Origin of the sequence: Trinickia sp., from assembly GCF_051953955.1 — a bacterium.
GTDB lineage: Bacteria > Pseudomonadota > Gammaproteobacteria > Burkholderiales > Burkholderiaceae > Trinickia.
Window position 1 is genome coordinate 1 of sequence record NZ_JBQCIF010000123.1, and the last position, 26,620, is coordinate 26,620.

Genomic DNA, 26,620 nt, shown 5'->3' on the forward strand with positions numbered 1-26,620 from the left:
AAGAATGGATTTGCGAGTAAGCGTGATCGAAGTTCCTCCGCAGTCTCGCGCAAAGCTTCTACCTGCTGTGCATCTTCGAGCGCCTCGAACATGCGGATTCGCGATGTGCAATCGTGAAGGTTAAATAAATTCCAGCGAAACTGCCATTCATCCTCGGGGCATTGATCCGCGCACAGATAATAGAAAGCGACACGCAGTTCGATGATTGTGCGAGCAATGCCAGTCATCGAGCTATAGTCCCAATGCTCGATCTTCTTCTCAGCCCAAGGCGTGTGCGGTGCGAGCATCAGAAGGCTCACGCACTTGGTAATCATGAGCGTGAACAGAACCGACGCATAAAAATGTTGGCTGGTGGGCGACGGAATGCCCCCATAGGAACGAGAAACGAAGATGCACTCACGCACAATCTCGTCGAGCATCCGCAGGCGCTCGAGATACGACTCCGACGGCTCAGGGCCGAGTGCGCCCCGATCGATAATTTCGTCCAAATTCGACGCACTAGGTTCTTCGCGCGTCTGATCATCCGCTTGCTGATGCGAATTGTCCGTCATTTTGTCGTTCCCAATAGTGGCCATACCATCCACTCGGTTAGGCACTTCGGCTGAATGATACGGCCATCAGACTCGATGAGCGAGCTAGGGAGCGCTTCTCAAACTCGCTCTCACAGTTCGGCGATGCTCCCCGTGCCTGGCTCGCTTAGCGTCGCGAACGTCCATCTACGGAACACCGATGAGCGCGCGAACCGGACCACGCACAAAGGTAGGGGGTCCTAGGATTGCCGCGGACGTTCGAAGGTATCGCGTCCTTCAATCGAGACCGCGGATCGTCAATCCTTATAGGAGTCGCTCAATGCCGGGCTGTCTGTTCGGCGAGACGTTAGACGCTATTCCGATGTGACTCCAGCACACCCTCCGCCTCCGAAGGCGAGATACCCGCGATCACATAGAACCCGATCTCTGACAACCGTGCGCTAGCACCTTCATCCGGCTCGACCTCAAGCACAACGTTCTTGATCGAATATGAGGGCTGGTCTGCGTTGATACTAGGCGCTTCAACTCCCACGAATATCGCCTGTCGAGAGCCGATAATCGCTTCAGCTTCTTCGAAAGTGATCGGCACCCCTGGCCCAGACTGACTATTCGGGCGCGGGCCATCCTTCGCAAACCACATTGTCGGCATAGTTGGAACTCCATCTGCGGAAGGTCATGGCGCTTATGATACAACCCGCGAAACACGGCACCGTCACTGTCACTACGCCGGAAGGCTGCGGCGCGTAGCCTTCTGGTAAACTCCTACACTTGTATCCGACATGGGGTTGGGTTACCCGCGCCATGTTCCTTTAAAATCAAAGTGTTGCGGATGCGCGTGTAGGAGCCTTCGATTCCCATCGCCCGCTCCATACATCACCTAACCCCGCGATTCAACCGGGCTCGGTAAGTGCCTCTCGAGTTTTCCGCGAGACCGTACGTTAGCGTCCCTGCAGCGGCTCAAACGTCCCCCCCTCTGTCATCGCGTCAGCAGCATCCACGTTGCCCGACATGTCGTTTCCGACCGGTTGCGCGCTGCAGTGCAGTCGCCAGGACGTCGCGCGCGCACCCGCCACCGGGCCAGGGAAGCCGCGCAGCGTTCATGGACCGTAAACCGGCACGCAGCCCATTTGCCCAATATAGTAGGCATTAAACCCTCCCTCGCTCGATAAAGCAGTCAAACGAAGCAATCCCGGTTTGCTTCACCTCAGTTTTCGCCTATTATTTTAGGCATTAACCTGAACAATGCCTACTTAAATGAGCAGACTGGATATCCCCGTGCGCGTCGCCGAACAGGTGACCCAACTGGGCCACCGAATCCGGCTCGCGCGCATCCGGCGCGGTTGGTCCGTAGCCGATCTGGCGAGCAAAGTGGGCATCAATCGCAATACCCTCACTGCGCTGGAACTGTGCAAGGCCGGCACCGCGCTCGGCGTGTGCTTTACGGTGCTATGGGCGTTGGGACTGGATCGGACGCTGGACGGCGTCGCCGATCCAGATGCCGATCTGCACGGCAAGGCACTCGAAGCCGCCCGGCGCCCCAGCCGAGCAGGGAAGCCGCGTAAGGCCAGCAACGATTATGACTTCTGAACGCAAGGCCTACGTCTACATCCAGCTCGCTGGCAGCCTCGAAACGGTGCCGGCGGCACTATTGCGCGTATAGACCTTGCCGGACGGCACCCAGATTGCGCGATTTCGCTACGGTAATCGCTATCTGGCGCGACGCGAGGCTGTGCTTCTTCGCCTGCGGCGTGTCTGCGCACGACATCGACCGCGTTGCATCGGCCATCCTGCCCGACTGCTTCTTCTGCGAACGGCCGCCAGATGCCTGATCCAATCTCCATGCTCGTCGCCCAGGTGCTCTCATCGGTGGCTACGCATGAACTACGGGCTGACCCTCCCCCCCCCGCGAGACTTGCTATACTGCACTGCGGCTTTTTGGCGAACTCGAGCTGCATACCCGCACCCTCCGTGTCGCCTACGCCCACGGCGCTGCGGGTTTCTAGGTCAAGATTCCGATCACCCGCTGCAGTTCTCTCTCAGCGCTTCATCCGGAGTCGGTAAGTTGCCTCTGATGGCGTGAGCCTGTCATGTCGGCGGAAAGACCAACGAAACGCACCTTCTTACTGCTCGCCCTGCTATCGGTGTCGGCCGCGGCCGCGGCTGCCTCCGCGCAAACGCTCACCGACGAATTGGCCGAGCGTAGCGGCGTGAGCCCGTTGCAAGTTACGATGCTGCTCGCGAACTGCGACGCGAACCAAACCAGCATGAAGTTCTGCGCCTGGCGCGATGAACTCGCGGCCGAACGCACGCTGCGGCACCTCATCGAGGAGAAACGCGCCACCTCGCCGCAGTGCGGCGCCGTGCTCGCGAAAAAGGTCGCCGCCTGGCAAAAGCGCCGCGATGCAACTTGCCGAAAATCGGCCGAGCAGCAATGGGGCGGCGGCTCGATGCTGTCGGCCGCCGTCGCGATGTGCGCGACCGATCGCACCAAGCAAATGATGCAAACACTGTCGTCGAACAGCTGCCCATAAAGCCGCTGTCACGCCGCGCTTGAAAAACACGGCGCGACCCCTCATTGTGTGATCGTCGGCTTTCGCGCCGCGCGAGCAAACTAAACCTCGCGCTGCGCGCCACGGCATTCGCTCGGGGAACGGACGGCACGGTGTCGGGCATCGAGGAATTTCCGGTGTTCGCTGCTGTCGATAGAAGGCTCGGCCAACCGCGACGCGCGCGGCCGCCTGTCCATTTTTTCTGCAAACAACAAAGATGGAACGGTATTTCATGTCACGCACGAGCGCAGTCGGGTTGCTCGTCGATACGCGCCAAGCGCTCACGACCGACATACGCGACAAGCCGCACGATACGCAGCGCAGCCAGCAGATGCTCCAAGACGTCGAGCGCCTCCTGCTCGATGTGCGGATCGGCCGCACGCGCGAGTTCATGCTCGAATTCCCCAACCGCATCCATGTGATCGTCTCGGATTGAGCGACCGACGCGATCCACGCCGCCCATGCAATCGCGCCTCGCGCGCGAGCAAGCACCCCTGAGATTTCACGCGCTTCGCGCTCTCGTCTACAATCTCGCCCACCGCTTCATGCCGGCTATGCGCCGGCGCGCGCTCGATATGCAAGCCGCCCGCGCCGGCGGCTTTTTTAATGTCGCCGGGCGGGTACGCCTCCGACTGCTTCAGAAATCATGATCCACGATCCGAACGATACGGGCCTGCCGCCCGATACACCCGACACGGCTGACCAAGACGGCGAAGCAACGCCGCTTTCCACCGACGGCCCCGCCCTCTATCCCCGCCGCATCCGCAGTTTCGTCACGCGTGCGGGCCGCGTATCGACAGGCCAACGCCGCGCCATGGACGAACTAGGCCCGCGCTTCGTCGTCCCCTACTCGCCCACCCCCGCCGACTGGGACGCGCTGTTCGGCCGCCAAGCGCCGCGCGTGCTCGAGATCGGCTTCGGGATGGGCGCGACGACGGCGGAGATCGCCGCCGCACGACCCAGCGACGATTTCATCGGCGTGGAGGTGCACGAGCCCGGTGTGGGCGCCCTGCTGAAGCTCGTCGGCGAGCAATCGTTGACGAACATCCGAATCGTTCAGCACGACGCGGTGGAGGTCATCGAACAGATGATCGCGCCCGGCACGCTCGACGGCGCCCACATCTTCTTTCCCGATCCGTGGCATAAGGCGCGGCATCATAAGCGCCGGCTGATCCAACCGCCGTTCGTCGCGCTGTTGGCATCGCGCTTGAAGCCCGGCGCCTATCTGCACTGCGCAACCGATTGGCAGAACTACGCGGAGCAGATGCTCGAGGTGCTCGGCGCCGAGCCATCGCTCGAGAACACGGCCCGAGACTACGCGCCGCGGCCCGACTACCGCCCCGTGACGAAATTCGAGCGGCGCGGCCTGCGGCTCGGCCACGGTGTATGGGATCTCGTCTTCAAGCGCCGCACGCCTTGAAAAAACAGGCCGCGCTCCGCGTCACGGCGCGGCTTGCCTACGCGCCCCAATTGAGCGCATCGCCATAGCCGACGACGAGCACGACCATCCCGAATGCGATGCGGTACCAAGCAAATGCGGTGAAATCGTGCGTGGCGAGATAACGTAGCAGCCAGCGCACGCAAATGAACGCGCTGACGAACGCGGCAGCCGTGCCCACCGTCAGGATGTCGGCCATATCGACGAACGCCGTGCCGCGATGTTTGACGAGTTCGTAAAGCGTCGCTCCGCCGATGACGGGAATCGCCAGAAAGAACGAGAACTCGGTCGCGACTTTCCGCTCGACGCCGAGCAGCATCGCACCGATGATCGTCGAGCCCGAGCGCGACACGCCCGGAATCAACGCGCAGCACTGCGCGAACCCCACCTTGAGCGCATCGAGCGGACGCAGTTCGTCGAGTGTCCGGATGCGGCCCGACGCTTCGCCGAGCCGGCGCTCGCGCGCTTGAGCCCATAGGATGACGAGCCCCCCGGCCACGAGCGCAAGCGCAACGGGCAGCGGCGCGAACAGCGCTTCTTTGATGACGGCTTCGAACGAGAGGCCCAGCACGACGGCCGGGATCGTGGCGATGACGACGTTCAGCGCGAAACGGCGTTGTGTCCCATCGCCCCAAATGCCGGCGGTCAATCGGCCGATCCGCTGCCGGTATTCCCAGCAGACGGCGAGAATGGCGCCGAACTGGATGACGACATGGAACGTCTTCGCCGCGGCGCCGCCGAAATTCAGCAAGCTGCCGACGACGATCAGATGCCCCGTGCTGGAGACGGGAAGAAACTCGGTCAGCCCTTCTACCATGCCGAGAATCAGTGCCTTGCCGATCAAAACCCAGTCCATCGATGCCCTCCCTCGATCAGTGCGAGCAGGCCAGGCAGCCGGCGCCCGACCCCTCGCGGTGGGGTGCCGGGACCCTCGCTGCCATTGCCATCGTCACTTTTCGACGATCTGCACGCGTATGCCGTTTGTAAGGATCGTGATTGTACCGGGTTCGAAGTTCACGCCGGCGAATTGCAGCTGCTCGGGCTTGAACGTGTAGATCGGGTAGCCGTCGAGCAACTGCGCGGCGGCGACCGCGCCGGCCGCCTGGAGCTGCTGCTGGTAAGCGCGCGCCTGGCCGTCGGCATCGACGCGCTCGACGCTCGGCGCCCTCAGTACGACCGCATGGCTCGGCGCATCGTATTCGAGCCGGCTCGTGAGCAGAAACCCGCCGTCGACGGGCGTTTGCAAGAATGGGCTTTCGACGTGCGCGTCGACGTGAACGGTGACACGGTTGGCGTCCGGCTCGAAACCGACGACCGGGTTCGTCAACGCGACGTCGAACAGCTGCGATACCGTTCGGTGGAACGGAAACTTGCGTGCCACGGCCGTCTGCACTTGCGCGCGCGAAAACGTGTAGTGATCGGGGATGAACGGGAACGTCGAGCTCGCGCAGGCGCCGAGCGACAAGCCAAGGCTCGCGCCGGCAAGCGCGATGCACATCGCGCCCAGCAACTTGCGCCGACGCGGCGCAACGGAATGCGTCATGCGGAATATCTCCTAGGGATGAACATCGGCCGGCCGCGTGTCGGCTTCGAGTTGCGTGAGCCATGCAAGTGCTTGCGCAGCGGACGCGCCGCACATCTGCGGCTGCGGCTGCAGGCCGGAGCAGCAGGCGGGACGCTCGGGCCGCCCGAAGATGCGGCAGCGCGCTTGCTCGTCGAGCTGCACGCAGCGCACGCCGGCCGGCTTGCCGTTCGGCATGCCGGGAATCGGGCTCGTGATCGACGGCGCGATGCAACAGGCGCCGCAGCCGGGGCGGCAGGCGTGCTCGGGCATGGGCACGGGCGACGAACGGGGGCTGAAACCGGAGACGTTCACTGCAAAGACTCGAATAAGGGCTCGCGGCGCCGCGCGGACGCGCGGCTTGGTAAAATAGACGCTTCACCCGCGATTTTACGAGGATCGAAGCATGCGCGGCACGCGCGCCATTTCCGCGGTGCAAAAGCTCAAGGAGCGCACCGGCAACACCCATTACGCGGCCATCGGCATGCCCGGCGGCCTGTTTCGTCTGATCGATCGGGCGAGCGGGGTCGAGCTGCCGCTCTCGGAGCCGCTGCCGCTCGACGCATTCGTCGCATTCGTCGACGCCATTGCACCCGCCAAGCCCAGGCGCGTCAGCAAGCTCGACGTGGCGTTCGAAGCGCAGATCAAACGCAGCAAGCGCTGACGAACATCGGCAACCGCCGAGTACGTCGATCGGCCGCCGCGTCCGGTTTGGTACAATCCCGAGGTTTCTTTCCGTCGCACCGAACCGCAACGTCCCGTCTCAAGTCCGATAGTCCGATAAGTCGCCATGAACATCGAGCAAGCCCGTTTCAACATGATCGAACAACAAATTCGCCCCTGGGACGTGCTGGACCAGGACGTGCTGAATCTGCTGTCGGTCGTCAAGCGCGAAAACTTCGTCCCCGCCGCCTACCGCGAGATCGCATTCGCCGATCTCGAAGTGCCGCTGCCCACGGGCGAACACATGCTGTTCCCGCGCGTCGAAGCGCGCATCCTGCAAGAGTTGGCACTGAAGAAGCATGAAACCGTGCTGGAAATCGGCGCCGGTTCGGGCTACATGGCGGCGCTGCTCGCGCACCGCGCCCGCCACGTGCTGACCATCGACATCAAACCCGAACTGGTCGAGCTCGCGAAGCAAAACCTCGCCGAGAACGGCGTGAAGAACGCGGAAGTCGCGCTTGGCGACGGCGCGCGTGGCTGGCCCACGGGCGCCCCGTATGACGTCATCTGCGTCTCGGGCGGTTTGCCCGTGCTGCCGCAGGAAATGCTCGAGCAGTTGAAGATCGGCGGCCGGCTCGCCGCGTTCGTCGGCACGGCGCCCGTCATGAAGGCGCAAGTCATCACCCGCATCGACGAAAAGCAATTCCGCGTGGCCGACGTGTTCGAGACGTTCATCGAGCCGCTCGTCAACGCCGTTCAGCCGCCGCGCTTCAAGTTCTGAATTCGTCGCTTCGGGCGGCGCAGCCGAAAGGCCGTGCCGCTCAGTCCCGTACCGTCCGTTCCACCGATCGTCCGCCATGCAAAATCTGACCGCACCCGCACTCGCCGAATGGCTGGCCGACACGTCGCGCCCCGCTCCGATCTTGCTCGACGTCCGTGAGCCGTGGGAAGTCGCCACCGCCCACATCCCCGGCTGCGTGGAGATTCCGATGCGCGACATCCCGGCCCGCAGCGAAGAGCTCGACGACGATGCGCAGATCGTCTGCATCTGCCATCACGGCGCACGCAGCGCCAACGTCGGGATGTTCCTCGAAGGACGCGGCTTCAAGAACGTCTTCAACCTGCAAGGCGGGATCGATGCATGGTCGCGCCAGGTCGATCCGAAGGTGCCGCTTTATTGAACGAAGCACCGATCGTATCGTCGATCGCTGCAATGAAAAGACGCCGGCCTGTCACCAGGCCGGCGTCTTTTTTTTCGTGCGATGCGATGAACGGCCGGGACGCAAGGGCGAACCGAGCGGTCGCCCCTGCCGGCTCGCCGAGCTTAGTCGTTGTATCGCCAAATGTTGAAGAACTGCATGCGGCCGAACGACCAATTGAGCTGCACGAGCCGCGATGCGCCTGCCTGCAGCGCCGGGAATGCGCACGCGCTATTGCATTGCTGAACGCCCGACTGCGCAACGCCAGCCGTGACGGCGGCCGAATAGCTGCCGCTTGCGGCGAACGATGCCGGCCCGTTCCACCAGCCGTCGACTTCGCTGCCGCCCACGCCCGTGCCCGGCGACGCTTGTATTTGCGCTTGCGTGACGAGCGGAGCGAGCGGCGCGCCGTTCACGAGGTTCGACCATGACAGCGTCGGTGCAGCTTGCACGCCCGCCAGCGAACCGCCGGGCGTCAACACGTTCGCGACCGTGTCGGCGGTCAGATCTTGCCAGAAGACGCCGCGGCCCGCCGACGCGGCCAGCGACGGCGTCGGATTCACGACCGAGAACGACTGACCGATCGCGGTGCCCGTCGAATCGTAGAACGTGACGGTGTACGTAGCGAACGCAGGGACTTGCGAGACGTCGATCGGTGCAGGTGTGTAGAAACCGAGGCCGCCCGCGCCCGGCGTGAACGTCGCATTCGCGCTGCCGCCGAGCGCCAGCCATGACCACCGGTACAAGCTCGTGTTCGACGACGTGGTCGCGCCGCCGACGGGCGGCTGGGCCTGAGCGGTGCTCGTGAGGCCGAAGGTGCTGTTGCCGACGCCCGAACGCGGCACGAGGAAAGCCGTGCCGTTGATCCCCGGACCCGTGACGCCGACCGACGCGAGCGTAGTCGGGTTCGGCGTGCCGGCGGCGCCGGCGGGTACGCTGATGGTGAGGCCCGACTCGTAACGGCCGAACTGCACTTCGCTCGCGTCGAGGAATTGACGCCGCTCGAGGAACGACGAAATCGACACGTCGAACGGCTGCTGGTTGCCGATGATGTCCCAGTTCCCGTTCCCCAGCTTCTGCACCACGGTGACGATCGTGCCGAACATGCCGCTCGGCAGCTTGTACGGCACTTCGATCAGCGCTTCTTGCGTGGTGTTGCGCTTGAAGAACTCGAGCGTGCGCGGGGCAAAGACCGTCGCGCCCGACGTGGCAATGCCCGCATGAGCGCTTGCAAACGTGCTGAACCCGTTCTCGAGGTAGTTCGCGTCGATCGCCGTGCCGCACGCCGAGGTCGTGCCGGCCAGACATTGCGAGAGCGCCGAGGCGAGCGGGCCGAGATAATCGCCCACGGCGGGCGGCGCGGGCAGCGTCGTGGGCGCGCTCGCGCCGTTTTTCAGGGGAATGCTCGTCGATGGGTCCGCGGTCGAGATCAGGTCCACGCCGCCGGACGGATCGTTGATGACTTGGATCGAGTCGATGACGCCATCCAACCCCGTATGGTTCGCCGTGAACGGCGCGCCGATCGGATCGAACGACGCCGCGCTGACACCGTTGGCGGCAAGGATCGCCGACAGCGCCGACTTCAGATTGGCCACTGCCGCGGCCACGCTAGCCGGCGTGACGGCAGCCAGCGTGCTGCTGCTCGATGCCAGATCGGAAGGATTGCCCGAACTCGTGAGCCATGCGCTCACCGCCGTGGTGAGCGTCGTCACGTTGACGATGTTCGTCGCGCTGCCGCTCGTCAGTGCGGCCAGCACCGAGACTTGCGTCGAGGCGACGCCCTGCGGATCCGAGGCCAGGATCACGAGCGGTGCCGTCATGCCCGTAACCGAAATCGTATAGTTGCCGCTGGCATCGGCCGTGGTCGTGGCCGTTGCGCCCTTCGCATCGATGACGGTGATGTTGGCGCCGGCCAGCGGCGAGCCGACGGCCGCGGTGCCTTGCAGCGACACCTGCGAAACGGTCGGTGCCGTGCTGGCCCCTCCTCCTCCGCCCCCGCAACCGGCCAGTGCGAATAGCGCCAATGCCCCCATTGCCGCCCACGCAAACCCCGTCCTAGACGGCCCCCGCATCTCTTTTTTCACGATCATGTGTCGTTTCTCTATGGAATGGTCGTTATCTTCGATTAAATCGAAAATATTTCTATTTTGTTACACCCGCTCCGAATTCAGTTCATGCTTCGAATCAGGCGAATGCATTATGAAAGCATTCCGACACACCATGCAAGCCCCCATCCCGAGCGACTAGCCGAGCGCTTATCGCCTTAAAATCCCGTCGATATTCGACGGCTCGTGAATCGATCGTCGGTTCGTATTCCTAAATAACAGCTTTGCCGGAGCATCGTCCCCGCGACGGACGGCGCGACGTCGAACGGCCGTCTATCGCCGGGTTTCCGTGCCGTCGGTGCAGACACGTTCACCAACATCGCGCACTGCACCCACTACCGGCGCGTCGCGCACCAATTTGGCCTTTGCATGCCCCACCGCGAGCCGCACGGGTACGTTGGCGCCCGCCACGCAAGCGGTCCGCTACGGTGCAGCCGTGATTGGCATACCCCTTGCGTTGCACGGCGGCCCGCGCGTGCGCATCGACGCCGAGTCGATACCTGTATCGCGCGGCCTACTCCAACAAACGCTATTTCAGCATCGGCAAGGGGAAGCACATGAAACGTCGTAGCTTGTTGAAGCTTGGTTCGCTCTCCGGCGCGCTGGCGCTCGCGGGGCAAGCCCCGTTCGTTCGCGCAGCGTCGTCGGGCGGGCCGATCAAAGTCGGCATCTTGCATTCGTTGTCGGGCACGATGGCGATTTCGGAAACCTCGCTCAAAGACACGGCGCTCATGACGATCGCCGAAATCAACAAGAACGGCGGTGTCCTTGGGCGTCAAATCCAGCCCGTCGTCGTAGACCCGGCATCGAATTGGCCGCTGTTCGCCGAAAAAGCCCGGCAACTGCTCACGCAGGACAAAGTAGCCTGCGTATTCGGCTGCTGGACATCCGTGTCGCGCAAATCGGTATTGCCCGTTTTCGAGGAGTTGAACGGCCTGCTCTATTACCCCGTTCAATACGAAGGCGAAGAGATGTCGCGCAACGTGTTCTATACGGGTGCGGCGCCGAATCAGCAGGCCATTCCCGCGGTCGAATATCTGATGAGCGCCGATGGCGGCGGCGCGAAACGCTTCTTCCTGCTCGGCACCGATTACGTTTATCCGCGCACGACGAACAAGATCCTGCGTGCCTTCCTGCATTCGAAAGGCGTCAGCGATGCCGACATTCAGGAGGTCTACACGCCGTTCGGGCATAGCGACTACCAGACGATCGTCGCCAACATCAAAGCGTTCGCGCAAGGCGGCAAGACCACCGTCATCTCGACCATCAACGGCGACTCGAACGTGCCGTTCTATAAAGAGCTCGGCAATCAAGGGATCAAAGCGACGGACATCCCCGTCGTCGCATTCTCCGTCGGCGAAGAGGAATTGCGCGGGATCGACACGAAGCCGCTCGTCGGCCAACTCGCCGCCTGGAATTACTTCATGTCGATCAAGAGCCCGGCCAACACGAAGTTCAAGGCGCAATGGGCCGAATGGGTCAAATCGCAGAACCTGCCCGGCGGCAGCAAGCGCGTCACGAACGATCCGATGGAGGCGACGTTCGTCGGCATCCACATGTGGAAGCAAGCCGTCGAGAAGGCCAAGAGCACCGACGTCGACAAGGTGCGTGCGGCGATGATCGGGCAAACGGTCGCGGCACCGTCGGGTTTCACGTTGACGATGGACGGCAACCATCATCTGCACAAGCCCGTCATGATCGGCGAAGTGCGGGCCGATGGTCAGTTCAACATCGTCTGGAAAACGAAGGCGCCCATTCGTGCGCAACCGTGGAGCCCGTACATCGCGGGCAACCAAGGCAAGCCCGACGTCGTCAGCTCGATCCGCGAGTTCTTGAGCCGACGCAGCGTCGCCTAAGCCGAGGCTCGCTCGATCGCAACGCTCTCACGCGAGGCATCGCGAGGCGCATTCGACCGCGCCTCGCGCTCCGCCCGCTCGCCCTTGGACCGCCGCCCTCCCATGCCTGGCCCCATGAATCGATCTCTACGCCGATGCACGCTCATTGCCGCGCTTGCGTGCTCGCTCGTCACCCCAACGGCATTCGCCTTGACCGCGTCGGACGTCGCGCCGCTCGCGGGCGACGACTTCGAAGCGAAAGCCGCAACCATCGATACGCTCGCGGCCAAGCATGATCCGGCCGCGCTCGAGCTGCTCGGCGCGCTCGCCGACGATCGTGCATTTGCAACGGACGCCGGCCGCGTGCTGGTCGAAGCGAACGGCAGCGACACGCAAGGGCATGATGTCGTCTCCGGCCAAAGCGTCGACATCGGCGACGCCCAACCGGTCACGCTCAACAACCTGCTGCGCAATAAAGTCACGCGTGCGCTGGCCGCGGCGCAGCTGAGCTCGCCGGACGCGGCCGTGCGCCGCCATGCCACCGATACGCTGCTGGCGAACCCGGACCCGTCGATGAAGCCATTCATCGAGGCAGCCCGCGCGAAGGAAACCGATGCCGCGCTCAAGCATCGGCTCGACGTATTGTGGGCCACGACGGCACTCACCGATGCGGACCCGGCCAAGCGGCTCGAAGCCGTCCAACTCGTCGCCGCGCGGCACGACCTCGACGTCTATCCGCTCTTGCGGCCGCTCGTCGCCAAGCGCCCGGACGGCACGTTCGCCGAAGCCGATCCGCGCGTGCGCACGGCCGCGCAACGTGGCATCGACGCGCTCGACGCGATCGAACGCAACAGCCGCATCGCCGGCACGCTGTTCGCGGGCATCTCGCTTGGCAGTGTGCTGCTGTTGGCCGCACTCGGGCTCGCGGTCACCTATGGCGTCATCGGCGTCATCAACATGGCGCACGGCGAATTCCTGATGATCGGCGCCTATGCCACCTATGTCGTTCAAAACGCGTTTCGGCACTATGCGCCGAGCGCGTTCGACTGGTATCCGCTCGCCGCGGTGCCCGCATCGTTCATCGCCGCCGCGCTCGTGGGCATCGGCCTCGAACGGCTCGTGCTCAAGCGCCTATATGGCCGGCCGCTCGAAACGCTGCTGACGACGTTCGGCGCGAGCCTCGTCCTCATGCAAGCCACGCGCACGCTATTCGGTGCGCAGAACGTTCAGGTCGCGAACCCGGCTTGGATGACGGGCGGCATCACCGTCATGCAGGACTTGATCCTTCCGTACAACCGCATCGTCATTCTTGCGTTCTCGCTCGGCGTCGTCGCCGTCGCTTGGGCCGTGCTCACGCGCACGCGGCTCGGACTGTTCGTGCGCGCCGTCACGCAGAACCGCGGGATGGCCGCGTGCGTCGGCGTCAAAACCGCATTCATCGATACCTATGCGTTCGCATTCGGCGCCGGCATCGCCGGCCTAGGCGGCTGCGCACTTTCGCAGATCGGCAACGTGGGCCCCGATCTCGGCCAAAGCTATATCGTCGATTCGTTCATGGCCGTCGTGCTCGGCGGCGTCGGGCAGTTGGCCGGCACGGTGCTCGGCAGCTTCGGGCTCGGGATTCTCACCAAGGCGCTCGAACCGCTTTCGGGGGCCGTGCTCTCCAAGATCGCCGTGCTCGTGCTGATCGTGTTGTTCATTCAGAAGCGTCCGCAGGGGCTATTCGCCCTGAAAGGGCGCAGCGCATGAGGCCCGCAATGCATTCTTTCGATCCCCCGGTCGCGGCGGCGCACGACGCGGGCTCATCGGCCCACGCCGCCGGCGAGGCGTCTCTCGCGCCGCGCCCCGCGGCACTCGCGCTCGGGCAGCGGCATCCGCTGCTGTCTCCCCCTGCCTGGCGTGCGCTCGTTGCGCTCGTGCTCGTCGTCGGCTTTGGCGTGCCGATCGCCGCGCTCGTGCTGCCCTCGTCGAGCGCGCTTCATCTGTCGGCCTATACGCTGACGATCGGCGGCAAGTTCATGTGCTATGCGATCGCGGCGCTCGCGCTCGATCTCGTCTGGGGTTATTGCGGCATCCTGAGCTTGGGCCACGGCCTGTTCTTCGCGCTCGGCGGGTACGGGATCGGCATGTACCTCATGCGCTCGATCGGACACGACGGCGTCTACGGCAGCGATTTGCCCGATTTCATGGTGTTCCTCAACTGGCATGAGCTGCCCTGGTTCTGGCACGGCACCGAGCACCTCTGGTACGCGCTCGCGCTCGTGCTCGTCGTGCCCGCGCTGCTCGCCTGGACCTTCGGCTTCTTTGCTTTCCGCTCGCGCGTGCAAGGCGTTTATTTGTCGATCATCACGCAAGCGGTCACCTATGCGGCCATGCTGCTGTTTTATCGCAACGAAACGGGCTTCGGCGGCAACAACGGGTTCACCGACTTCAAACGCATCGCGGGGTTTTCGATCACGCACCCCTACACGCGCGTCACGCTTTTCTTGCTGACGTTCGCCGCACTCGTGCTTGCGTTCGTCGGTGCGCGTGCCATCGTCACGTCGAAGCTCGGCCGCGTCGTCACGGCCATGCGCGATAGCGAAACGCGCTTGATGTTCCTCGGCTACAGCCCGCTCGCCTACAAGCTCTTCGTCTGGACCGTATCGGCCGTGCTGTGCGCGATCGCCGGCGCTCTGTACGTGCCGCAGGTCGGCATCATCAATCCCAGCGAAATGTCGCCGGCCAGTTCGATCGAAATGGCGATATGGGTCGCCGTGGGCGGGCGCGGTACGCTGCTCGGACCGATCGCCGGCGCCTTTGCCGTCAACGCGGCGCGCAGCATGTTTACCGCGTATCTGCCCGAATACTGGCTGTTCTTTCTCGGTGCGCTGTTCGTCGTCGTGCCGCTGGCGCTGCCGCGCGGCCTCGCAGGCCTGGCCACGGCGCTCTTTGCGCGGAGGGCCGGCAAATGACGACGATCGGGACACCCGCCGACATGGCCGTGGAAAGCCACGTTCCGCCCGCGGGCGATGCGCCGATGGCGCACCTCGTCGAGCCTGGCGCAATCGACGTCACGCACGGCACGATTCTCTATCTCGAGGACGTGACGGTCAGCTTCGATGGATTTCGTGCGTTGAACGGGCTATCGCTGACGCTCGACACCGGCGAGCTGCGTTGCATCATCGGCCCCAACGGGGCAGGCAAGACGACGATGATGGATGTCATCACAGGCCGCACGCGCCCCGATCGGGGGCGAGTCTTCCTCGGGCAGACGCTCGATCTCACGCGCATGGACGAGCCGTCGATCGCCCGCGCGGGCATCGGCCGCAAGTTTCAGAAGCCCACGGTGTTCGAGCAGCATCCGGTGTGGGAAAACCTCGAACTCGCGATGAAGACCGACAAGCGGTGGCATGCCACGCTGCGCGCTCGGCTCACGCGCGCGGCCGTCGGCCGGATCGAGGAAACGCTCGCCACGATCGGCCTCGAATCTCAGGCTTGGCGGCCGGCCGGCGAGCTCTCGCATGGGCAAAAGCAACGGCTCGAGATCGGCATGCTGCTCATGCAGCAGCCTGCGCTGCTCTTGCTCGACGAGCCTGCCGCAGGCATGACCGACGACGAGACGATGGCGCTCGCGGCCTTGCTCGATCGCTTGCGCGGCACCTGTTCGATGATCGTCGTCGAACACGATATGGAGTTCGTCGCCGCGCTCGCCGGCGCCCATTCGCGCGTGACCGTCATGGCGGAAGGGCGCGTGCTCGCGCAGGGCACGCTCGACGACGTGAAGCGCGACGAAGCCGTCATCGAATCGTATCTCGGCCGCTGAGCCGGTGACGGCTCACGCAAAGCCGCACTGCCCAGCAAGCACGCACAGTCATCACAGTCATTCAAGAAAGACCGTTTAGGAAAGCATCGATGCTCGACGTGACCGGACTCAATCAGTTTTACGGCGGCAGCCATATCCTGCGCGACGTGACGATGCAGGTGCCGCAAGGCTCGCTCACCGTTCTGCTCGGCCGCAACGGTGTCGGCAAGACGACGCTGATGCGCTGCCTGATGGGCGTCGTGCGTGCCAAGAGCGGCACGATCGCGTGGTGCGGACAAGCGCTCGATGCGCTCGCGCCGCCCGCGCGCGTGGCGCGCGGCATCGCCTACGTTCCGCAAGGCCGCGAGATCTTTGCGCGCCTGACCGTCGAGGAGAATCTGCTCGTCGGCGCCGCGAGCCGGCGCGGCGTCTCGCAAGTGCCCGAGCGCATCTATCAACTCTTCCCGGTGCTCGAGGACATGCGCAAGCGGCGCGGCGGCGATCTCTCGGGCGGCCAGCAGCAACAGCTCGCGATCGGCCGGGCCCTGATGAGCGAGCCGCGCCTGCTGATCCTCGACGAGCCCACGGAAGGCATCCAGCCCTCGATCATCCAGGAGATCGGCCGGACACTGCGCAAGCTCGTCGACGAAACAGGGATGACGGTGCTGCTCGTCGAGCAGTACTACGACTTCGCAAAGGCGCTGGCCGACCACTACTGGGTGATGCGGCGCGGCGAGATCGTCGCAGGCGGCGCCGGCAGCGAGATGGATGCGCAAGGCGTCCGGGAGATGATCGCCGTCTGACACGCCCGATGCTATGCTCGATCCCATTCTCAAGCGCGCATGGCCGACGCCCGACGCCTCTCATGTCTTCTCACGTATTCGACGCTTCACCGCCCGCGGCGGCCGCCCACGATGCCCCTGCCTGCCCCCGCCGCGCCGACGGCTGGCAAGCGAATCTCGAACTAGGCTTCGAGCGGCGCGGCACGCGCACGACGCTGACGCATCGCCGCCATGTCGGTCCGCTGCGCGTGCAAAAGCCGCTCTACCCCGAGGGCGAAGCAATTTGCCATGCCGTGATCGTCCATCCGCCTGGCGGAATCGCGGGCGGCGACGCGCTGACGCTGGACCTGTCGCTCGGCGCCGGGACGCATGCCGTGCTCACGACGCCGGGCGCCGCGAAATGGTACAAATCGAACGGCCGGCTCGCGCGCCAGCGCATCGACGTGGCCGTGGGCGCCGACGCGCGGCTCGATTGGCTGCCGCAAAACAATATCGTCTTCGAGGGCGCGCAGATCGCGCTCGATTTCACGCTGACGCTCGCCGAAGGTGCGACGGCGCTCGGCTGGGAGGCGACGCAACTGGGCCGCATTGCCGGGGGCGAAACCTGGAGCGCCGGCGCGTTATCCAGCACGTCGCGCATTCTCGGCCCGTCGGGCAACCTCCTGTGGTTCGAGCGCGCCGAGCTCTCCGCCGGCGACGCACTGCGCACGGCGCGCCAAGGGCTCGACGGCTTTCCCGCCTACGGAACGCTGTGGGCGGTGGGGCCCGCCTGCGACGATGCGCTCGCCGAGACGCTGACGCGGCGGTTGCCGTTCGATGCCCGCATGTGCGCGGGCGCCTCGTGCGTCACGCCGGGCGTGCTGATCGTGCGCGCGCTGTCGCATTCGATGGAGGCGCTGCAAAACATGCTCGTCGACTGCTGGCATACGCTGCGCCCGCTCGTGCATGGCGTCGACGCACGGGCACTGCGGCTGTGGAGCACGTAGTGCGCAGTCCCTCCCGCCTCGCAAGTTCCCCCTACCGCGGCGGTGCCGGTGCTACGATAACCGCGCACTTCATCGCGGCACGAACGGCTGCTCCGCGCCAGGCCATCTTGGCCGCGCCGGATGGCCTCCTCCTTTCATCGAATTAACGTTTGAGCGCCCCGCGCCATGAAACTGACGCCCCGAGAAAAAGACAAGCTGCTCGTGTTCACCGCCGCCTTGCTGGCCGAGCGACGCCGCGCGCGCGGCTTGAAGCTCAATCATCCCGAAGCCGTCGCGTTCATCTCCGCCGCGCTGATGGAAGCCGCGCGCGACGGTAAGACCGTTGCCGAGGTCATGCACTACGGCACGACACTGCTCACGCGCGACGACGTCATGGACGGCGTGCCCGAGATGATTCCCGAGATCCAAATCGAAGCCACCTTTCCCGACGGCACGAAGCTCGTCACCGTCCATCACCCGATCCCCTGAGGGCAAGCTCACCATGATTCCCGGCGAAATCCTCGTCGACGACGGCGACATCGAACTGAACGCGGGCCGCGAGACCCGCACGCTGACCGTCGCCAACACCGGCGACCGCCCCGTGCAGATCGGCTCGCACTATCACTTTTACGAAGCCAACGCCGCCCTCGCGTTCGATCGGGAGCAAGCGCGCGGCTTCAGGCTGAATATTGCCGCGGGCACGGCGGTGCGCTTCGAGCCGGGGCAATCGCGCACGGTAGAGCTCGTCGCGCTGGCCGGCGCACGCGCCGTCTACGGCTTCAACGGCAAGGTGATGGGCCCACTGTGAACGCTGTTCACGCGGCGCCCTAGCCAACCTAGTCAATATTCAGGATAACGAATCGTCATCATGACTCTACGCATCAGCCGCCGCGCCTACGCGGAAATGTTCGGGCCGACGACGGGCGACCGCATCCGGCTCGCCGATACCGATCTCACCATCGAAATCGAACGCGACTTCACCGTCTACGGCGAGGAAGTGAAGTTCGGCGGCGGCAAGGTTATCCGCGACGGCATGGGGCAATCGCAGCGCGTCGCCGCCGACGTGGCCGATACCGTCGTGACGAACGCCGTGATCCTCGATCACTGGGGCATCGTCAAAGCCGACATCGCCATCAAGAACGGACGCATCGCCGCCATCGGCAAAGCCGGCAACCCCGACATTCAACCGGGCGTGACGATCGCGATCGGCGCGGCCACGGAGATCATCGCCGGCGAAGGGCTGATCGTGACGGCCGGCGGCATCGATACGCACATCCACTTCATCTGCCCGCAGCAAATCGAAGAAGCGCTGGCCTCGGGCGTGACGACGATGCTCGGCGGCGGCACGGGGCCCGCGACGGGCACCAATGCGACGACCTGCACCCCGGGCCCGTGGCACCTCGAGCGAATGCTGCAGGCGGCCGACGGCTGGCCGATGAATCTCGGCTTCCTCGGCAAAGGCAACACGAGCCTGCCCGATCCGCTCACCGAGCAAATCGCCGCGGGCGCCATCGGCCTTAAGCTGCACGAGGATTGGGGCTCGACGCCCGCCGCGATCGACAACTGCCTGTCCGTTGCCGACGCCACCGACACGCAGGTGGCCATCCACACCGACACGCTGAACGAAGCGGGCTTCGTCGAGGCGACCGTCGCGGCCTTCAAAGGACGCACGATCCACACGTACCATACGGAAGGCGCCGGCGGCGGGCATGCGCCCGACATCATCAAGGTGTGCGGCGAAGCGAACGTGCTGCCGTCGTCGACGAATCCGACGCGCCCCTACACCATCAACACGCTCGACGAGCATCTCGACATGCTGATGGTGTGTCACCATCTCGATCCGTCGATCGCCGAGGATCTCGCTTTCGCCGAATCGCGCATTCGGCGCGAGACGATCGCGGCCGAGGATATCCTGCACGATCTCGGCGCGCTCTCGATGCTGTCCTCCGATTCGCAGGCCATGGGCCGCGTGGGCGAAGTCATCATCCGCACCTGGCAGACGGCGCACAAGATGAAAGCGCAGCGCGGCGCGCTCGCACAAGACAGCGCGCGCAACGATAATTTTCGGGCGAAGCGCTACGTCGCCAAGTACACGATCAACCCCGCGCTGACGCACGGTATCGCGCACGAAGTCGGCTCGATCGAAGCCGGCAAGTGGGCCGACCTCGTGTTTTGGGAGCCGGCGTTCTTCGGCGTGAAGCCCACGCTCATCCTGAAGGGCGGCATGATCGCGCTCGCTCAGATGGGCGATCCGAACGCCTCCATTCCGACGCCGCAGCCCGTGCACTACCGCGAGATGTTCGCGACGCGCGGTGCCGCGCTCGCGAAAACGTCGCTGACGTTCGTGTCGCAAATGGCTGCGGACGCCGGTATTGCCGAGCGATATGGCCTGCAAAAGCGCGTAGTTCCCGTGCGCGGCTGCCGCACGGTGTCGAAGGCCGACATGATCCACAACGCCTGGCAGCCTTCGATCACCGTCGACCCGGAAACATACGAAGTGGTGGCCGACGGCCAATTGCTGACTTGCGAACCCGCGACCGTGTTGCCGATGGCACAGCGGTATTTCTTGTTCTGATCAACGTTGATACATGGGACGCTCACGTGCTCGCTCGCTCACTCACTTACGCACGCACATAAGCGCCCCGATCATTTTCCGATGCGCACGATCGATAAACGTATTGCCCCGCCCGCGAAACTCGCCGCCTCGCTCGTAGCCCGCGCGCCCACACTCACGCTCGCTTACGACGCGCGTTGCAAGAGCCGCCTCGCCGCCACGCTCGATACGGGCGAAGAAGTCGCGCTCGTCATGCCACGCGGCACCGTGCTGGCCGATGGCGACGTGCTCGTCGCCGACGACGGTGCGCTCGTGCGCGTGATCGCCGCGCCCGAAGCCGTGCTCGTGGTGCGCGCCCCCGACACGCTGACGCTCACGCGTGCGGCCTACCATCTCGGCAATCGGCACACGCCGGTGGAGATCGGCGTCGACTATCTGAAGCTCGAGGCAGACCCCGTGCTCGAGGCGATGCTGACGCGCTTGGGTGCGCGCGTCGCGCGCGAAACGCTGCCGTTTCATCCCGAGACGGGCGCCTACGGTGGAGGGCATCGTCATGGGCACGATGCCACGTTCGCCGAAGACTACGCGCTCGCACAGCAGGTATTCGCGCAGCGTCACGGGCACGAACACCCGCATAGCCACGAGCACGAGCACGGGCATGAGCACGGGCATGAGCATGGGCACGGCCACTCCGATAGCCATAACCATGATCACGGGCACGATAGCGACCACGACCACGGCCACGACAGTTGCGGTCACTGCGGCCATGGTCATCGCCACGAGCACTGACACCCATGCGCCTCGCCGAGTTGACTGCCCTATTGCACCTTGCCTCGCCCGCATTGCCGATTGGCGCGTTCAGTTATTCGCAAGGGCTCGAGGCGGCCGTCGAAGCGCAATGGATCGGCGATGGCGAAACGGCATGCCGATGGATCGTGGACGGCTTGCTGCACGTTCTTGCTCGCGGCGAGTTGCCATTCATCGCTCACCAACTGGCACGCTGGCAACGTCACGACGAGAAAGCACCGGCGGAACTGGCCGAGGCCGACTGCCACTTTCTCGCAAGCCGCGAAGCCGCCGAATTGCGGCGCGAAACCGAGCAGATGGGATGGTCGCTGAAGCAGCTCGCTTTATCGCTCGAATGGGGCGATGCAGCGCAGCGTGCCACGCTCGGCGCACTCGTGCCGCTTTCGCAGCCGACGGCATTCGCGTTCGCCGCGGCGGCGCATGACCTCTCGGCGGACGCCGCACTCGCCGCCTATGCCTTTACCTGGGCCGAGAACCAAGTCGCGGCGGCCATCAAAGCCGTCCCGCTCGGTCAACTCGCCGGGCAGCGCATCCTGGTCGCTGCGCGCGCCGTCATCGACGAAGCCGTCGCGCGCGCGCTCGTCACGCCGCCCGAGCGCCTCAACACGTTTTCGCCGATGCTCGGCGTATTGTCGGCACGGCACGAGACGCAGTATTCGCGTCTTTTCCGTTCTTGAATCGATAGGACCCAATCAATGAGAACCAAGAAACTGCCGCCGTTGCGTGTCGGCGTCGGCGGCCCGGTGGGCTCGGGCAAGACCACGCTGCTCGAGATGCTCTGCAAGGCGATGCGCGACCATTACGACCTCGTCGCGATCACGAACGACATCTATACGAAAGAAGACCAGCGGCTGCTGACGGTGGCCGGCGCGCTCGCTCCCGAACGCATCATGGGCGTCGAAACGGGCGGCTGCCCGCATACGGCGATCCGGGAAGACGCGTCGATCAACCTCGAAGCCGTCGATCGAATGCTCGCCCGGTTTCCCGAAGCCGACATCGTCTTCATCGAATCGGGCGGCGACAACCTCGCGGCCACGTTCAGCCCCGAGCTCTCCGATTTGACGATCTACGTCATCGACGTGGCCGGCGGTGAGAAAATCCCGCGCAAGGGCGGCCCCGGCATCACGAAATCGGATCTGCTCGTCATCAACAAGACCGATCTCGCGCCGCACGTCGGCGCGAATCTCGACGTCATGGCCGCCGATGCGAAGACGATGCGCGGCGAGCGCCCGTTCGTCATGTGCAACCTGAAGACGCAGGCCGGGCTGGCCGACGTCATCGCGTTCATCGAGCGTAAAGGATTATTGGCAAGCTAGCCGAGGCTAGGCGAAGCGAGGCTAAGCGAGGATCACGCCACCGAACCGCATGCCGCCTCTGCGCCCCGCGCCTCGCGCTACACGTCAGCCGCTTCGCTTTGCGGCAGCAGGGCCGTCAGAACGTCCACGGTGCGCGCCGTCGCGCCGCGGTGACGCGACGCGAATGCCGACGCCGCCGCCCCCATCGCCACGCGGCGCGACTTGTCGGCGAACAACTCGCCGAGCACGCGCGCGAGATCGGCTGGGTCGGCCACTTGCACGGCCGCACCCGCGGCTACCGCATCGGCCGTCGCCTGCGAGAAGTTGAATACGTGCGGGCCGATCAGCACCGGCACGCCCACGGCGCACGCCTCGATGAGGTTCTGCCCGCCGAGCGGCAGCAGGCTGCCGCCGATGAAGGCCACGTCCGACGCCGCATAGTACGCACCGAGTTCGCCCATCGAATCGCCGAGCAAAACCGTGACGTCGCGGCGCAGCGGCTCGCTCGCAACCGATGCCGCCGCCGCGGCTGCCTGCGCGGCCCCGCCCCATGCCGAACGGCGCACGGCACGCATGCCCCGCCGCTCGACGAGCACGGCCACTTCGTCGAAGCGCTGCGGATGACGCGGCACCAGGATCAGCAGCGCGTCTTCCGTCGCCAAAGCCCCAAACGCGTCGAGCACGAGCGCTTCCTCGCCCTCGCGCGTGCTTGCCGCCACCCAGACCGGGCGCGGACCGATCGCGGCCCGCCAGGCGCGTCCGCGCGCGACGATGTCGGGCGGCGTCGCCATGTCGAACTTCAGGTTGCCGAGCACGGCGACGTTGCGCGCACCAAGCGCCGTGAGCCGCTCGGCATCGGAAGGGCTCTGCGCCAATACGCGCGTAAAGCCCCCGAACACCTCGCGCCCCGCCGCCCCGAAACGGGCCGCGCGCTTGAACGAGCGCGCCGACATGCGCGCGTTCGTCAGCACGAGCGGCACGTCGGCCGCGCGGCATTCGTCGATCAGCGTCGGCCAGACTTCCGTTTCCATGACGATGCCGAGCGAGGGCCGCCACGCACGCAAGAACCGGCGCACGGCGTGCGGCAGGTCGTACGGCAAGTAGCAGCGCAGCACGCGATCGCCGAACAGCTGAGTACTCGTGGCACGCCCGCTCGGCGTCATGTGCGTGATGAGCAAGCGTGCATCGGGCCGCGTCTGCATCAATGCCGCGATCAGCGGCTGCGCCGCGCGCGTTTCGCCGACGGAGACGGCATGAACCCAGATCAGCGGTGCGTCGTCTTCGGGCACGCGACCGCGCGCAAAGCCGAACCGTTCGCCGATGTGTTCACGGTAGCCGCGTTCGCGGCGCGAGCGAATGACGAGCCGCAGCACGGCCAGCGGCGCGACGATCCACCATAGCGCGCGATACAGGAGCCGCAACATCAAACGAGCGCCCGGCCTTCGAGCCGCTCGAGAATGCCGAGCGGCGCGCACTCGGGCTGCACCATCGCGCGAACCGGCAGGAAGAACGTCTGCTCGAGCATGTACTGCCCCGACATCGCCGCATGCGACGTCTGATCGGAGAAACAGATCCAGGTGCTGCCGGGCGGAAAGGGGATCGTCTCTTGCGGACAAGCCTTCTGATACTCGAGATCCGCCTTCATGCCGTCGTGCAGATTGAGCATCAGGTGATCGTAGGCGCTGCGCGGCGACTTCGTGATGTGAAGGGCATTGAGCAGCCAGGCCGAGCCCGGCACCTGCCGTTTGATGCGCGGCAAGAAACGCCGCGCCACCTGCTCGAACGGCTCGCCGACGCGCCATACGCGCGGCTCGCCGTAAGGATTGACGTTCGCGAACACGCGCATGATGCGCTCGCCGCGATTCGGGCGGGAGGGGAACGCATCGACGTGCAGCCGGCTGTCATCCTTGCGCCAGGACGTATGGCGCGTTTCCACGCGCATGAGGCGCAGGCTCGTTGGCGCGGGCCGCAGCGCGTCGCCGTACTCGGGAAACAGATGATCGACGAGCGTGCGCGCTTGCGTTTGATAGCGCGCCACGAGCGCGCGCACGGCCGATTGCGTGACCCCGTCGCCCACGACGCCGTGCAGCGCACCGCCGCCCGGCGTGAGGCTGATGTTCTTGCGCTTCGGATCGGCAAGCTTGGGGTCGAGCAAAGCCGTTTCGCCGCCGTCGATCGCGAAGCGCAGATTCGGGAAGTACAGGACCTTGCCCGTTTCGAGCGCGACACGCAGCGTCTCGCGCGTGGCGGCAAGGTCGGAGCCCGACCAGTCCGTGCAGTTCACTTCGACGATTTGCGATTCTTTCATACTCAGCCTAAATGGTCCGCGCAACGGATCCGCACGCACTGATCCGCGCAGCGCGTGCGGTTACAGCAGGCCGAATTCGGCCAGAGCGGTCTTGACTTGCTGCAGCGTCGGCAAACTGCCGGCGGTGCCCAGATTGACGACGCTCGGCGACCAATAGCCGCCCGTGCGCCATGCGGTCGCGAAATTGTACAACTCGACCGTGGGCCGCTCGAGCGCCGCCGCGATATGCACCAAGCCCGTATCGACCCCGACCGTCGCGGCAGCCGCGTCGAGCAGGCCGACGACGGCCGGCAGCGACAGACGCGGCGGGACGATGGCGGCAGCGCCGAACTCCTTGGCCAAGCGCTCGCTCGTGGCGCGTTCGCTGTCGTTGCCCCACGGCAGCACGAGCGACGCACCGCGCGACACGAGCGCGCGCCCAAGCTCGATCCATGAAGCGTCGGGCCATTGCTTGTCGGCGCGGGACGTGGCGTGCACGAGCACGACGTAGGGCACGGGCAGGTTCAAGCCCAGCTCCGCCAGCGCGCGCGCCGCGAGCGACGTGTCGAGGCCGAAGTCGATCTCGTCGGTCGGCTCGGGACGCGGCGCCCCGATCGCCTGCGCGACGAGCTGGCGCGTGCGCTCGACGACGTGCGTGCGCGGCTCGATCGGCACCCGCTGATCGTAGAAGAACCGCACGGGCCACTCGTAGCCGGCGCCGTCGGTGCGATTGCCGAGGCCGACGAGCGGGCCGCGAGCCCAACTCGCAACCCAGGCCGTCTTGATGAGACCTTGGCAGTCGATGACGAGATCGTAGCGCTCGGCCGCCAGCGCGCGCCGAAAAGCCCCGATCTCCCGCCACGTCGAGGCATGGAGCAACCCCTTGCGCCAGCGCCGCAGCGAAAATGGAATCGCGCGGTGCACGCCTTGCACGAGCGTGACGAGATCGGCGAAGCTTTCTTCGACGAGCCAATCGATTTGCGCATCGGGGTAGACGCGCCGTATATCCGCAACGGCCGGCATGTTGTGAACGACGTCACCGAGCGATGACACACGGACGAGCAGTATCTTTTGCACGATGAAAGGAAAAAGAAAGGTGCAGCATCGCAGCCACTGCGGGGCTCGGAAGACGCCCGCGCCTAGTACTGCCTGAAGGGCTGCGATTCTACCGCGCCGGCGCGGGGTTTTCGGCGAGAGATGGTGATACCGCACCAGCCGGCGGCTCGCCCGGCGCTCCCCGTCCCCAATGCCGATCGCCGGAAGGCACTACAATGCTCGTCTTCGAATCACGCTTGCCCAAGCGCAACACCCGACAAGCACCATGTCCAGTTCGTTCCGACTCGTCCGCGCGGCCCTGGCGTGCGCGGCATTCACCGCGATTGCGGCGTGCTCGAGCGCGCCGCAGCCGAAATTCCAACAGGAGTTGTTCGATTCGGGCGCGAGCCCGTTCTCGCGCAGTTTCAACGTCGGCAGTGCCGATGCATGCGAAGCCGCCCGTCGCGCCTTGCTCAATCAGGGCTATCTGACGACGCTCACGCAAACGGACCGCATCGATGCGACGAAAGACTTCCAACCGAGCGGGGAGTCGCACGTCACCGTCGAAATCCACGTCGTCTGCACGCCGGGCGTCGATGCCGACGGCTCGAGCATCGTGTACGCGAATGCGATTCAAAGCGGCTATGCGCTGAAGAAAAGCGACACGTCGGCCAGCGTCGGCTTGAGCCTGCTCGGGTCGGTTTCGTTGCCGATCCGCTCCAATAGCGACGCCATGGTGAAAGTGTCGAGCGAAACGATCCAATCGAACGCGTTCTACAACGGCTTCTTCGATTCGGTCAGGCACTACGTGACCACGCTGATCAAGACGGCGCCCGTGCCGGCCGGCACCGTCACGTCGGCCACATTGCCCGGCCCCGCACCGGTCGTTACGCCGCCGGCCGCACCGGCGGTAACGACGGCGTCCGCGCCGTCGCCGACGGCCTCATCGGCCTCGCAGGCCGTACCGACGGCATCGGCTGCCACGTCCGTCGTCAGCCCGGCCGCGTCCGTTCTCGCCCCGGCCGTGCCGGCCGCCACGCCCGCCGTATCGGCATCGGCACCGTTGCCGATACCCGTGGCGCCACCGGAGGCCACGGCAGTTGCGCCGTCGAACGAAGCGCCATCCAGCGCGTCGGCGCCGGCCGACGCCGCCCCGCAGTAACGATCAGGGCCGCCTCTTAGGGCGGCCCCGCGCCTAGCGCGCCGAAAACGGCACAGGAACAGGAACAGT

The 26,620-nt window shown here is 65.2% G+C and carries 27 protein-coding genes and 1 pseudogene; 20 read left to right on the plus strand and 8 right to left on the minus strand.

The window, feature by feature from the left end:
* Positions 1-551, minus strand: a 551-nt coding sequence (locus ACTHNZ_RS22385; RefSeq protein ID WP_440544774.1) for a hypothetical protein, incomplete at its 3' end; no start/stop codon positions are given.
* A 1,233-nt stretch (positions 552-1,784) separates the two neighbouring features.
* Between ACTHNZ_RS22385 and ACTHNZ_RS22390 the strand changes: the two genes are divergently transcribed.
* The 4 genes from ACTHNZ_RS22390 (at position 1,785) to trmB (ending at position 4,499) form a co-directional block, all read left to right on the plus strand.
* Complete coding sequence (locus ACTHNZ_RS22390) at positions 1,785-2,117, plus strand: helix-turn-helix transcriptional regulator (RefSeq protein WP_440544775.1); 333 nt, start codon at positions 1,785-1,787, stop codon at positions 2,115-2,117.
* A gap of 500 nt (positions 2,118-2,617) precedes the next feature.
* On the plus strand, positions 2,618-3,061 hold the full coding sequence (locus ACTHNZ_RS22395; protein WP_440544776.1) for a lysozyme inhibitor LprI family protein: 444 nt from the start codon (positions 2,618-2,620) through the stop codon (positions 3,059-3,061).
* A gap of 250 nt (positions 3,062-3,311) precedes the next feature.
* Positions 3,312-3,515 (plus strand): hypothetical protein, encoded by a 204-nt coding sequence (locus tag ACTHNZ_RS22400; RefSeq protein ID WP_440544777.1) that lies wholly within the window; start codon positions 3,312-3,314, stop codon positions 3,513-3,515.
* Between the two features lie 210 nt (positions 3,516-3,725).
* Positions 3,726-4,499, plus strand: coding sequence for a tRNA (guanosine(46)-N7)-methyltransferase TrmB (gene trmB, locus ACTHNZ_RS22405; RefSeq protein ID WP_440544778.1), 774 nt, complete (start codon positions 3,726-3,728; stop codon positions 4,497-4,499).
* 37 nt (positions 4,500-4,536) lie between these two features.
* On the opposite strand, the gene ACTHNZ_RS22410 is transcribed toward trmB, so the two are convergent.
* The 3 genes from ACTHNZ_RS22410 to ACTHNZ_RS22420 form a co-directional block, all read right to left on the minus strand.
* Positions 4,537-5,373, minus strand: coding sequence for an undecaprenyl-diphosphate phosphatase (locus ACTHNZ_RS22410; protein WP_440544779.1), 837 nt, complete (start codon positions 5,371-5,373; stop codon positions 4,537-4,539).
* Between the two features lie 93 nt (positions 5,374-5,466).
* Positions 5,467-6,060, minus strand: a complete 594-nt coding sequence (locus ACTHNZ_RS22415; RefSeq protein ID WP_440544780.1) for a DUF1439 domain-containing protein — start codon at positions 6,058-6,060, stop codon at positions 5,467-5,469.
* A 12-nt stretch (positions 6,061-6,072) separates the two neighbouring features.
* Complete coding sequence (locus tag ACTHNZ_RS22420) at positions 6,073-6,351, minus strand: YkgJ family cysteine cluster protein (protein WP_440544812.1); 279 nt, start codon at positions 6,349-6,351, stop codon at positions 6,073-6,075.
* Positions 6,352-6,484: 133 nt separating this feature from the next.
* Between ACTHNZ_RS22420 and ACTHNZ_RS22425 the strand changes: the two genes are divergently transcribed.
* The 3 genes from ACTHNZ_RS22425 to ACTHNZ_RS22435 all read left to right on the plus strand — a co-directional run bounded on the left by ACTHNZ_RS22425 (position 6,485) and on the right by ACTHNZ_RS22435 (position 7,922).
* Positions 6,485-6,742 (plus strand): hypothetical protein, encoded by a 258-nt coding sequence (locus ACTHNZ_RS22425; protein WP_440544781.1) that lies wholly within the window; start codon positions 6,485-6,487, stop codon positions 6,740-6,742.
* Between the two features lie 126 nt (positions 6,743-6,868).
* Positions 6,869-7,522 carry a protein-L-isoaspartate O-methyltransferase family protein gene (locus ACTHNZ_RS22430; RefSeq protein ID WP_440544782.1) on the plus strand — a complete coding sequence of 218 codons (654 nt, stop codon included), beginning with the start codon at positions 6,869-6,871 and terminating at the stop codon, positions 7,520-7,522.
* A gap of 76 nt (positions 7,523-7,598) precedes the next feature.
* Entirely contained in the window at positions 7,599-7,922 is a 324-nt protein-coding gene (locus tag ACTHNZ_RS22435) for a rhodanese-like domain-containing protein (RefSeq protein ID WP_440544783.1), read from the plus strand.
* A gap of 143 nt (positions 7,923-8,065) precedes the next feature.
* On the opposite strand, the gene ACTHNZ_RS22440 is transcribed toward ACTHNZ_RS22435, so the two are convergent.
* Positions 8,066-10,030: a hypothetical protein gene (locus ACTHNZ_RS22440; protein ID WP_440544784.1), complete on the minus strand. Its 1,965-nt coding sequence runs from the start codon at positions 10,028-10,030 to the stop codon at positions 8,066-8,068.
* A gap of 572 nt (positions 10,031-10,602) precedes the next feature.
* Here ACTHNZ_RS22440 and urtA point away from each other — a divergent pair.
* From urtA to ureG, 12 genes and pseudogenes are all read left to right on the plus strand, one after another.
* Positions 10,603-11,901 carry an urea ABC transporter substrate-binding protein gene (urtA, locus tag ACTHNZ_RS22445; RefSeq protein WP_440544785.1) on the plus strand — a complete coding sequence of 433 codons (1,299 nt, stop codon included), beginning with the start codon at positions 10,603-10,605 and terminating at the stop codon, positions 11,899-11,901.
* A 114-nt stretch (positions 11,902-12,015) separates the two neighbouring features.
* On the plus strand, positions 12,016-13,629 hold the full coding sequence (urtB, locus tag ACTHNZ_RS22450; RefSeq protein ID WP_440544786.1) for an urea ABC transporter permease subunit UrtB: 1,614 nt from the start codon (positions 12,016-12,018) through the stop codon (positions 13,627-13,629).
* Positions 13,626-14,834 carry an urea ABC transporter permease subunit UrtC gene (gene urtC, locus ACTHNZ_RS22455; RefSeq protein WP_440544787.1) on the plus strand — a complete coding sequence of 403 codons (1,209 nt, stop codon included), beginning with the start codon at positions 13,626-13,628 and terminating at the stop codon, positions 14,832-14,834. The genes urtB and urtC overlap by 4 nt, the downstream gene beginning before the upstream one ends.
* 50 nt (positions 14,835-14,884) lie before the next feature.
* Positions 14,885-15,685, plus strand: a pseudogene (urtD, locus tag ACTHNZ_RS22460) (urea ABC transporter ATP-binding protein UrtD); the annotation flags it as partial.
* An 89-nt stretch (positions 15,686-15,774) separates the two neighbouring features.
* On the plus strand, positions 15,775-16,467 hold the full coding sequence (gene urtE, locus ACTHNZ_RS22465; RefSeq protein ID WP_440544788.1) for an urea ABC transporter ATP-binding subunit UrtE: 693 nt from the start codon (positions 15,775-15,777) through the stop codon (positions 16,465-16,467).
* Positions 16,468-16,529: 62 nt separating this feature from the next.
* Positions 16,530-17,432: an urease accessory protein UreD gene (locus ACTHNZ_RS22470; RefSeq protein WP_440544789.1), complete on the plus strand. Its 903-nt coding sequence runs from the start codon at positions 16,530-16,532 to the stop codon at positions 17,430-17,432.
* A 165-nt stretch (positions 17,433-17,597) separates the two neighbouring features.
* Entirely contained in the window at positions 17,598-17,900 is a 303-nt protein-coding gene (locus tag ACTHNZ_RS22475) for an urease subunit gamma (RefSeq protein ID WP_115536445.1), read from the plus strand.
* 13 nt (positions 17,901-17,913) lie between these two features.
* The gene (locus ACTHNZ_RS22480) at positions 17,914-18,219 is read left to right on the plus strand and encodes an urease subunit beta (protein WP_440544790.1); all 306 of its coding nucleotides are present in this window, start codon (positions 17,914-17,916) and stop codon (positions 18,217-18,219) included.
* Between the two features lie 60 nt (positions 18,220-18,279).
* Positions 18,280-19,986 carry an urease subunit alpha gene (ureC, locus tag ACTHNZ_RS22485; protein WP_440544791.1) on the plus strand — a complete coding sequence of 569 codons (1,707 nt, stop codon included), beginning with the start codon at positions 18,280-18,282 and terminating at the stop codon, positions 19,984-19,986.
* 81 nt (positions 19,987-20,067) lie between these two features.
* On the plus strand, positions 20,068-20,754 hold the full coding sequence (gene ureE, locus ACTHNZ_RS22490; RefSeq protein WP_440544792.1) for an urease accessory protein UreE: 687 nt from the start codon (positions 20,068-20,070) through the stop codon (positions 20,752-20,754).
* Positions 20,755-20,759: 5 nt separating this feature from the next.
* The gene (locus ACTHNZ_RS22495; RefSeq protein ID WP_440544793.1) at positions 20,760-21,449 is read left to right on the plus strand and encodes an urease accessory protein UreF; all 690 of its coding nucleotides are present in this window, start codon (positions 20,760-20,762) and stop codon (positions 21,447-21,449) included.
* Between the two features lie 18 nt (positions 21,450-21,467).
* Positions 21,468-22,088, plus strand: coding sequence for an urease accessory protein UreG (gene ureG, locus ACTHNZ_RS22500; protein WP_440544794.1), 621 nt, complete (start codon positions 21,468-21,470; stop codon positions 22,086-22,088).
* A 77-nt stretch (positions 22,089-22,165) separates the two neighbouring features.
* Here ureG and waaA read toward each other — a convergent pair whose 3' ends face one another.
* Genes waaA through waaC form a run of 3 tightly spaced genes read right to left on the minus strand, consistent with a single transcriptional unit; the run spans position 22,166 to position 25,431 of the window.
* Entirely contained in the window at positions 22,166-23,491 is a 1,326-nt protein-coding gene (waaA, locus tag ACTHNZ_RS22505) for a lipid IV(A) 3-deoxy-D-manno-octulosonic acid transferase (protein WP_440544795.1), read from the minus strand.
* The gene (locus ACTHNZ_RS22510) at positions 23,491-24,375 is read right to left on the minus strand and encodes a Kdo hydroxylase family protein (RefSeq protein WP_440544796.1); all 885 of its coding nucleotides are present in this window, start codon (positions 24,373-24,375) and stop codon (positions 23,491-23,493) included. The genes waaA and ACTHNZ_RS22510 overlap by 1 nt, the downstream gene beginning before the upstream one ends.
* Positions 24,376-24,435: 60 nt before the next feature.
* Complete coding sequence (waaC, locus tag ACTHNZ_RS22515; RefSeq protein WP_440544797.1) at positions 24,436-25,431, minus strand: lipopolysaccharide heptosyltransferase I; 996 nt, start codon at positions 25,429-25,431, stop codon at positions 24,436-24,438.
* A gap of 244 nt (positions 25,432-25,675) precedes the next feature.
* Between waaC and ACTHNZ_RS22520 the strand changes: the two genes are divergently transcribed.
* On the plus strand, positions 25,676-26,551 hold the full coding sequence (locus ACTHNZ_RS22520; protein WP_440544798.1) for a DUF2242 domain-containing protein: 876 nt from the start codon (positions 25,676-25,678) through the stop codon (positions 26,549-26,551).
* Positions 26,552-26,620: the final 69 nt, after the last annotated feature.

Bases quoted from the DNA above. Each gene is read 5' to 3' on its own strand.
- ACTHNZ_RS22390 (WP_440544775.1), top strand. From the start codon at position 1,785: ATGAGCAGACTGGATATCCCCGTGCGCGTCGCCGAACAGGTGACCCAA.
- ACTHNZ_RS22395 (WP_440544776.1), top strand. From the start codon at position 2,618: ATGTCGGCGGAAAGACCAACGAAACGCACCTTCTTACTGCTCGCCCTG.
- ACTHNZ_RS22400 (WP_440544777.1), top strand. From the start codon at position 3,312: ATGTCACGCACGAGCGCAGTCGGGTTGCTCGTCGATACGCGCCAAGCG.
- trmB (WP_440544778.1), top strand. From the start codon at position 3,726: ATGATCCACGATCCGAACGATACGGGCCTGCCGCCCGATACACCCGAC.
- ACTHNZ_RS22410 (WP_440544779.1), bottom strand. From the start codon at position 5,373: ATGGACTGGGTTTTGATCGGCAAGGCACTGATTCTCGGCATGGTAGAA.
- ACTHNZ_RS22415 (WP_440544780.1), bottom strand. From the start codon at position 6,060: ATGACGCATTCCGTTGCGCCGCGTCGGCGCAAGTTGCTGGGCGCGATG.
- ACTHNZ_RS22420 (WP_440544812.1), bottom strand. From the start codon at position 6,351: ATGCCCGAGCACGCCTGCCGCCCCGGCTGCGGCGCCTGTTGCATCGCG.
- ACTHNZ_RS22425 (WP_440544781.1), top strand. From the start codon at position 6,485: ATGCGCGGCACGCGCGCCATTTCCGCGGTGCAAAAGCTCAAGGAGCGC.
- ACTHNZ_RS22430 (WP_440544782.1), top strand. From the start codon at position 6,869: ATGAACATCGAGCAAGCCCGTTTCAACATGATCGAACAACAAATTCGC.
- ACTHNZ_RS22435 (WP_440544783.1), top strand. From the start codon at position 7,599: ATGCAAAATCTGACCGCACCCGCACTCGCCGAATGGCTGGCCGACACG.
- ACTHNZ_RS22440 (WP_440544784.1), bottom strand. From the start codon at position 10,030: ATGATCGTGAAAAAAGAGATGCGGGGGCCGTCTAGGACGGGGTTTGCG.
- urtA (WP_440544785.1), top strand. From the start codon at position 10,603: ATGAAACGTCGTAGCTTGTTGAAGCTTGGTTCGCTCTCCGGCGCGCTG.
- urtB (WP_440544786.1), top strand. From the start codon at position 12,016: ATGAATCGATCTCTACGCCGATGCACGCTCATTGCCGCGCTTGCGTGC.
- urtC (WP_440544787.1), top strand. From the start codon at position 13,626: ATGAGGCCCGCAATGCATTCTTTCGATCCCCCGGTCGCGGCGGCGCAC.
- urtE (WP_440544788.1), top strand. From the start codon at position 15,775: ATGCTCGACGTGACCGGACTCAATCAGTTTTACGGCGGCAGCCATATC.
- ACTHNZ_RS22470 (WP_440544789.1), top strand. From the start codon at position 16,530: ATGTCTTCTCACGTATTCGACGCTTCACCGCCCGCGGCGGCCGCCCAC.
- ACTHNZ_RS22475 (WP_115536445.1), top strand. From the start codon at position 17,598: ATGAAACTGACGCCCCGAGAAAAAGACAAGCTGCTCGTGTTCACCGCC.
- ACTHNZ_RS22480 (WP_440544790.1), top strand. From the start codon at position 17,914: ATGATTCCCGGCGAAATCCTCGTCGACGACGGCGACATCGAACTGAAC.
- ureC (WP_440544791.1), top strand. From the start codon at position 18,280: ATGACTCTACGCATCAGCCGCCGCGCCTACGCGGAAATGTTCGGGCCG.
- ureE (WP_440544792.1), top strand. From the start codon at position 20,068: ATGCGCACGATCGATAAACGTATTGCCCCGCCCGCGAAACTCGCCGCC.
- ACTHNZ_RS22495 (WP_440544793.1), top strand. From the start codon at position 20,760: ATGCGCCTCGCCGAGTTGACTGCCCTATTGCACCTTGCCTCGCCCGCA.
- ureG (WP_440544794.1), top strand. From the start codon at position 21,468: ATGAGAACCAAGAAACTGCCGCCGTTGCGTGTCGGCGTCGGCGGCCCG.
- waaA (WP_440544795.1), bottom strand. From the start codon at position 23,491: ATGTTGCGGCTCCTGTATCGCGCGCTATGGTGGATCGTCGCGCCGCTG.
- ACTHNZ_RS22510 (WP_440544796.1), bottom strand. From the start codon at position 24,375: ATGAAAGAATCGCAAATCGTCGAAGTGAACTGCACGGACTGGTCGGGC.
- ACTHNZ_RS22520 (WP_440544798.1), top strand. From the start codon at position 25,676: ATGTCCAGTTCGTTCCGACTCGTCCGCGCGGCCCTGGCGTGCGCGGCA.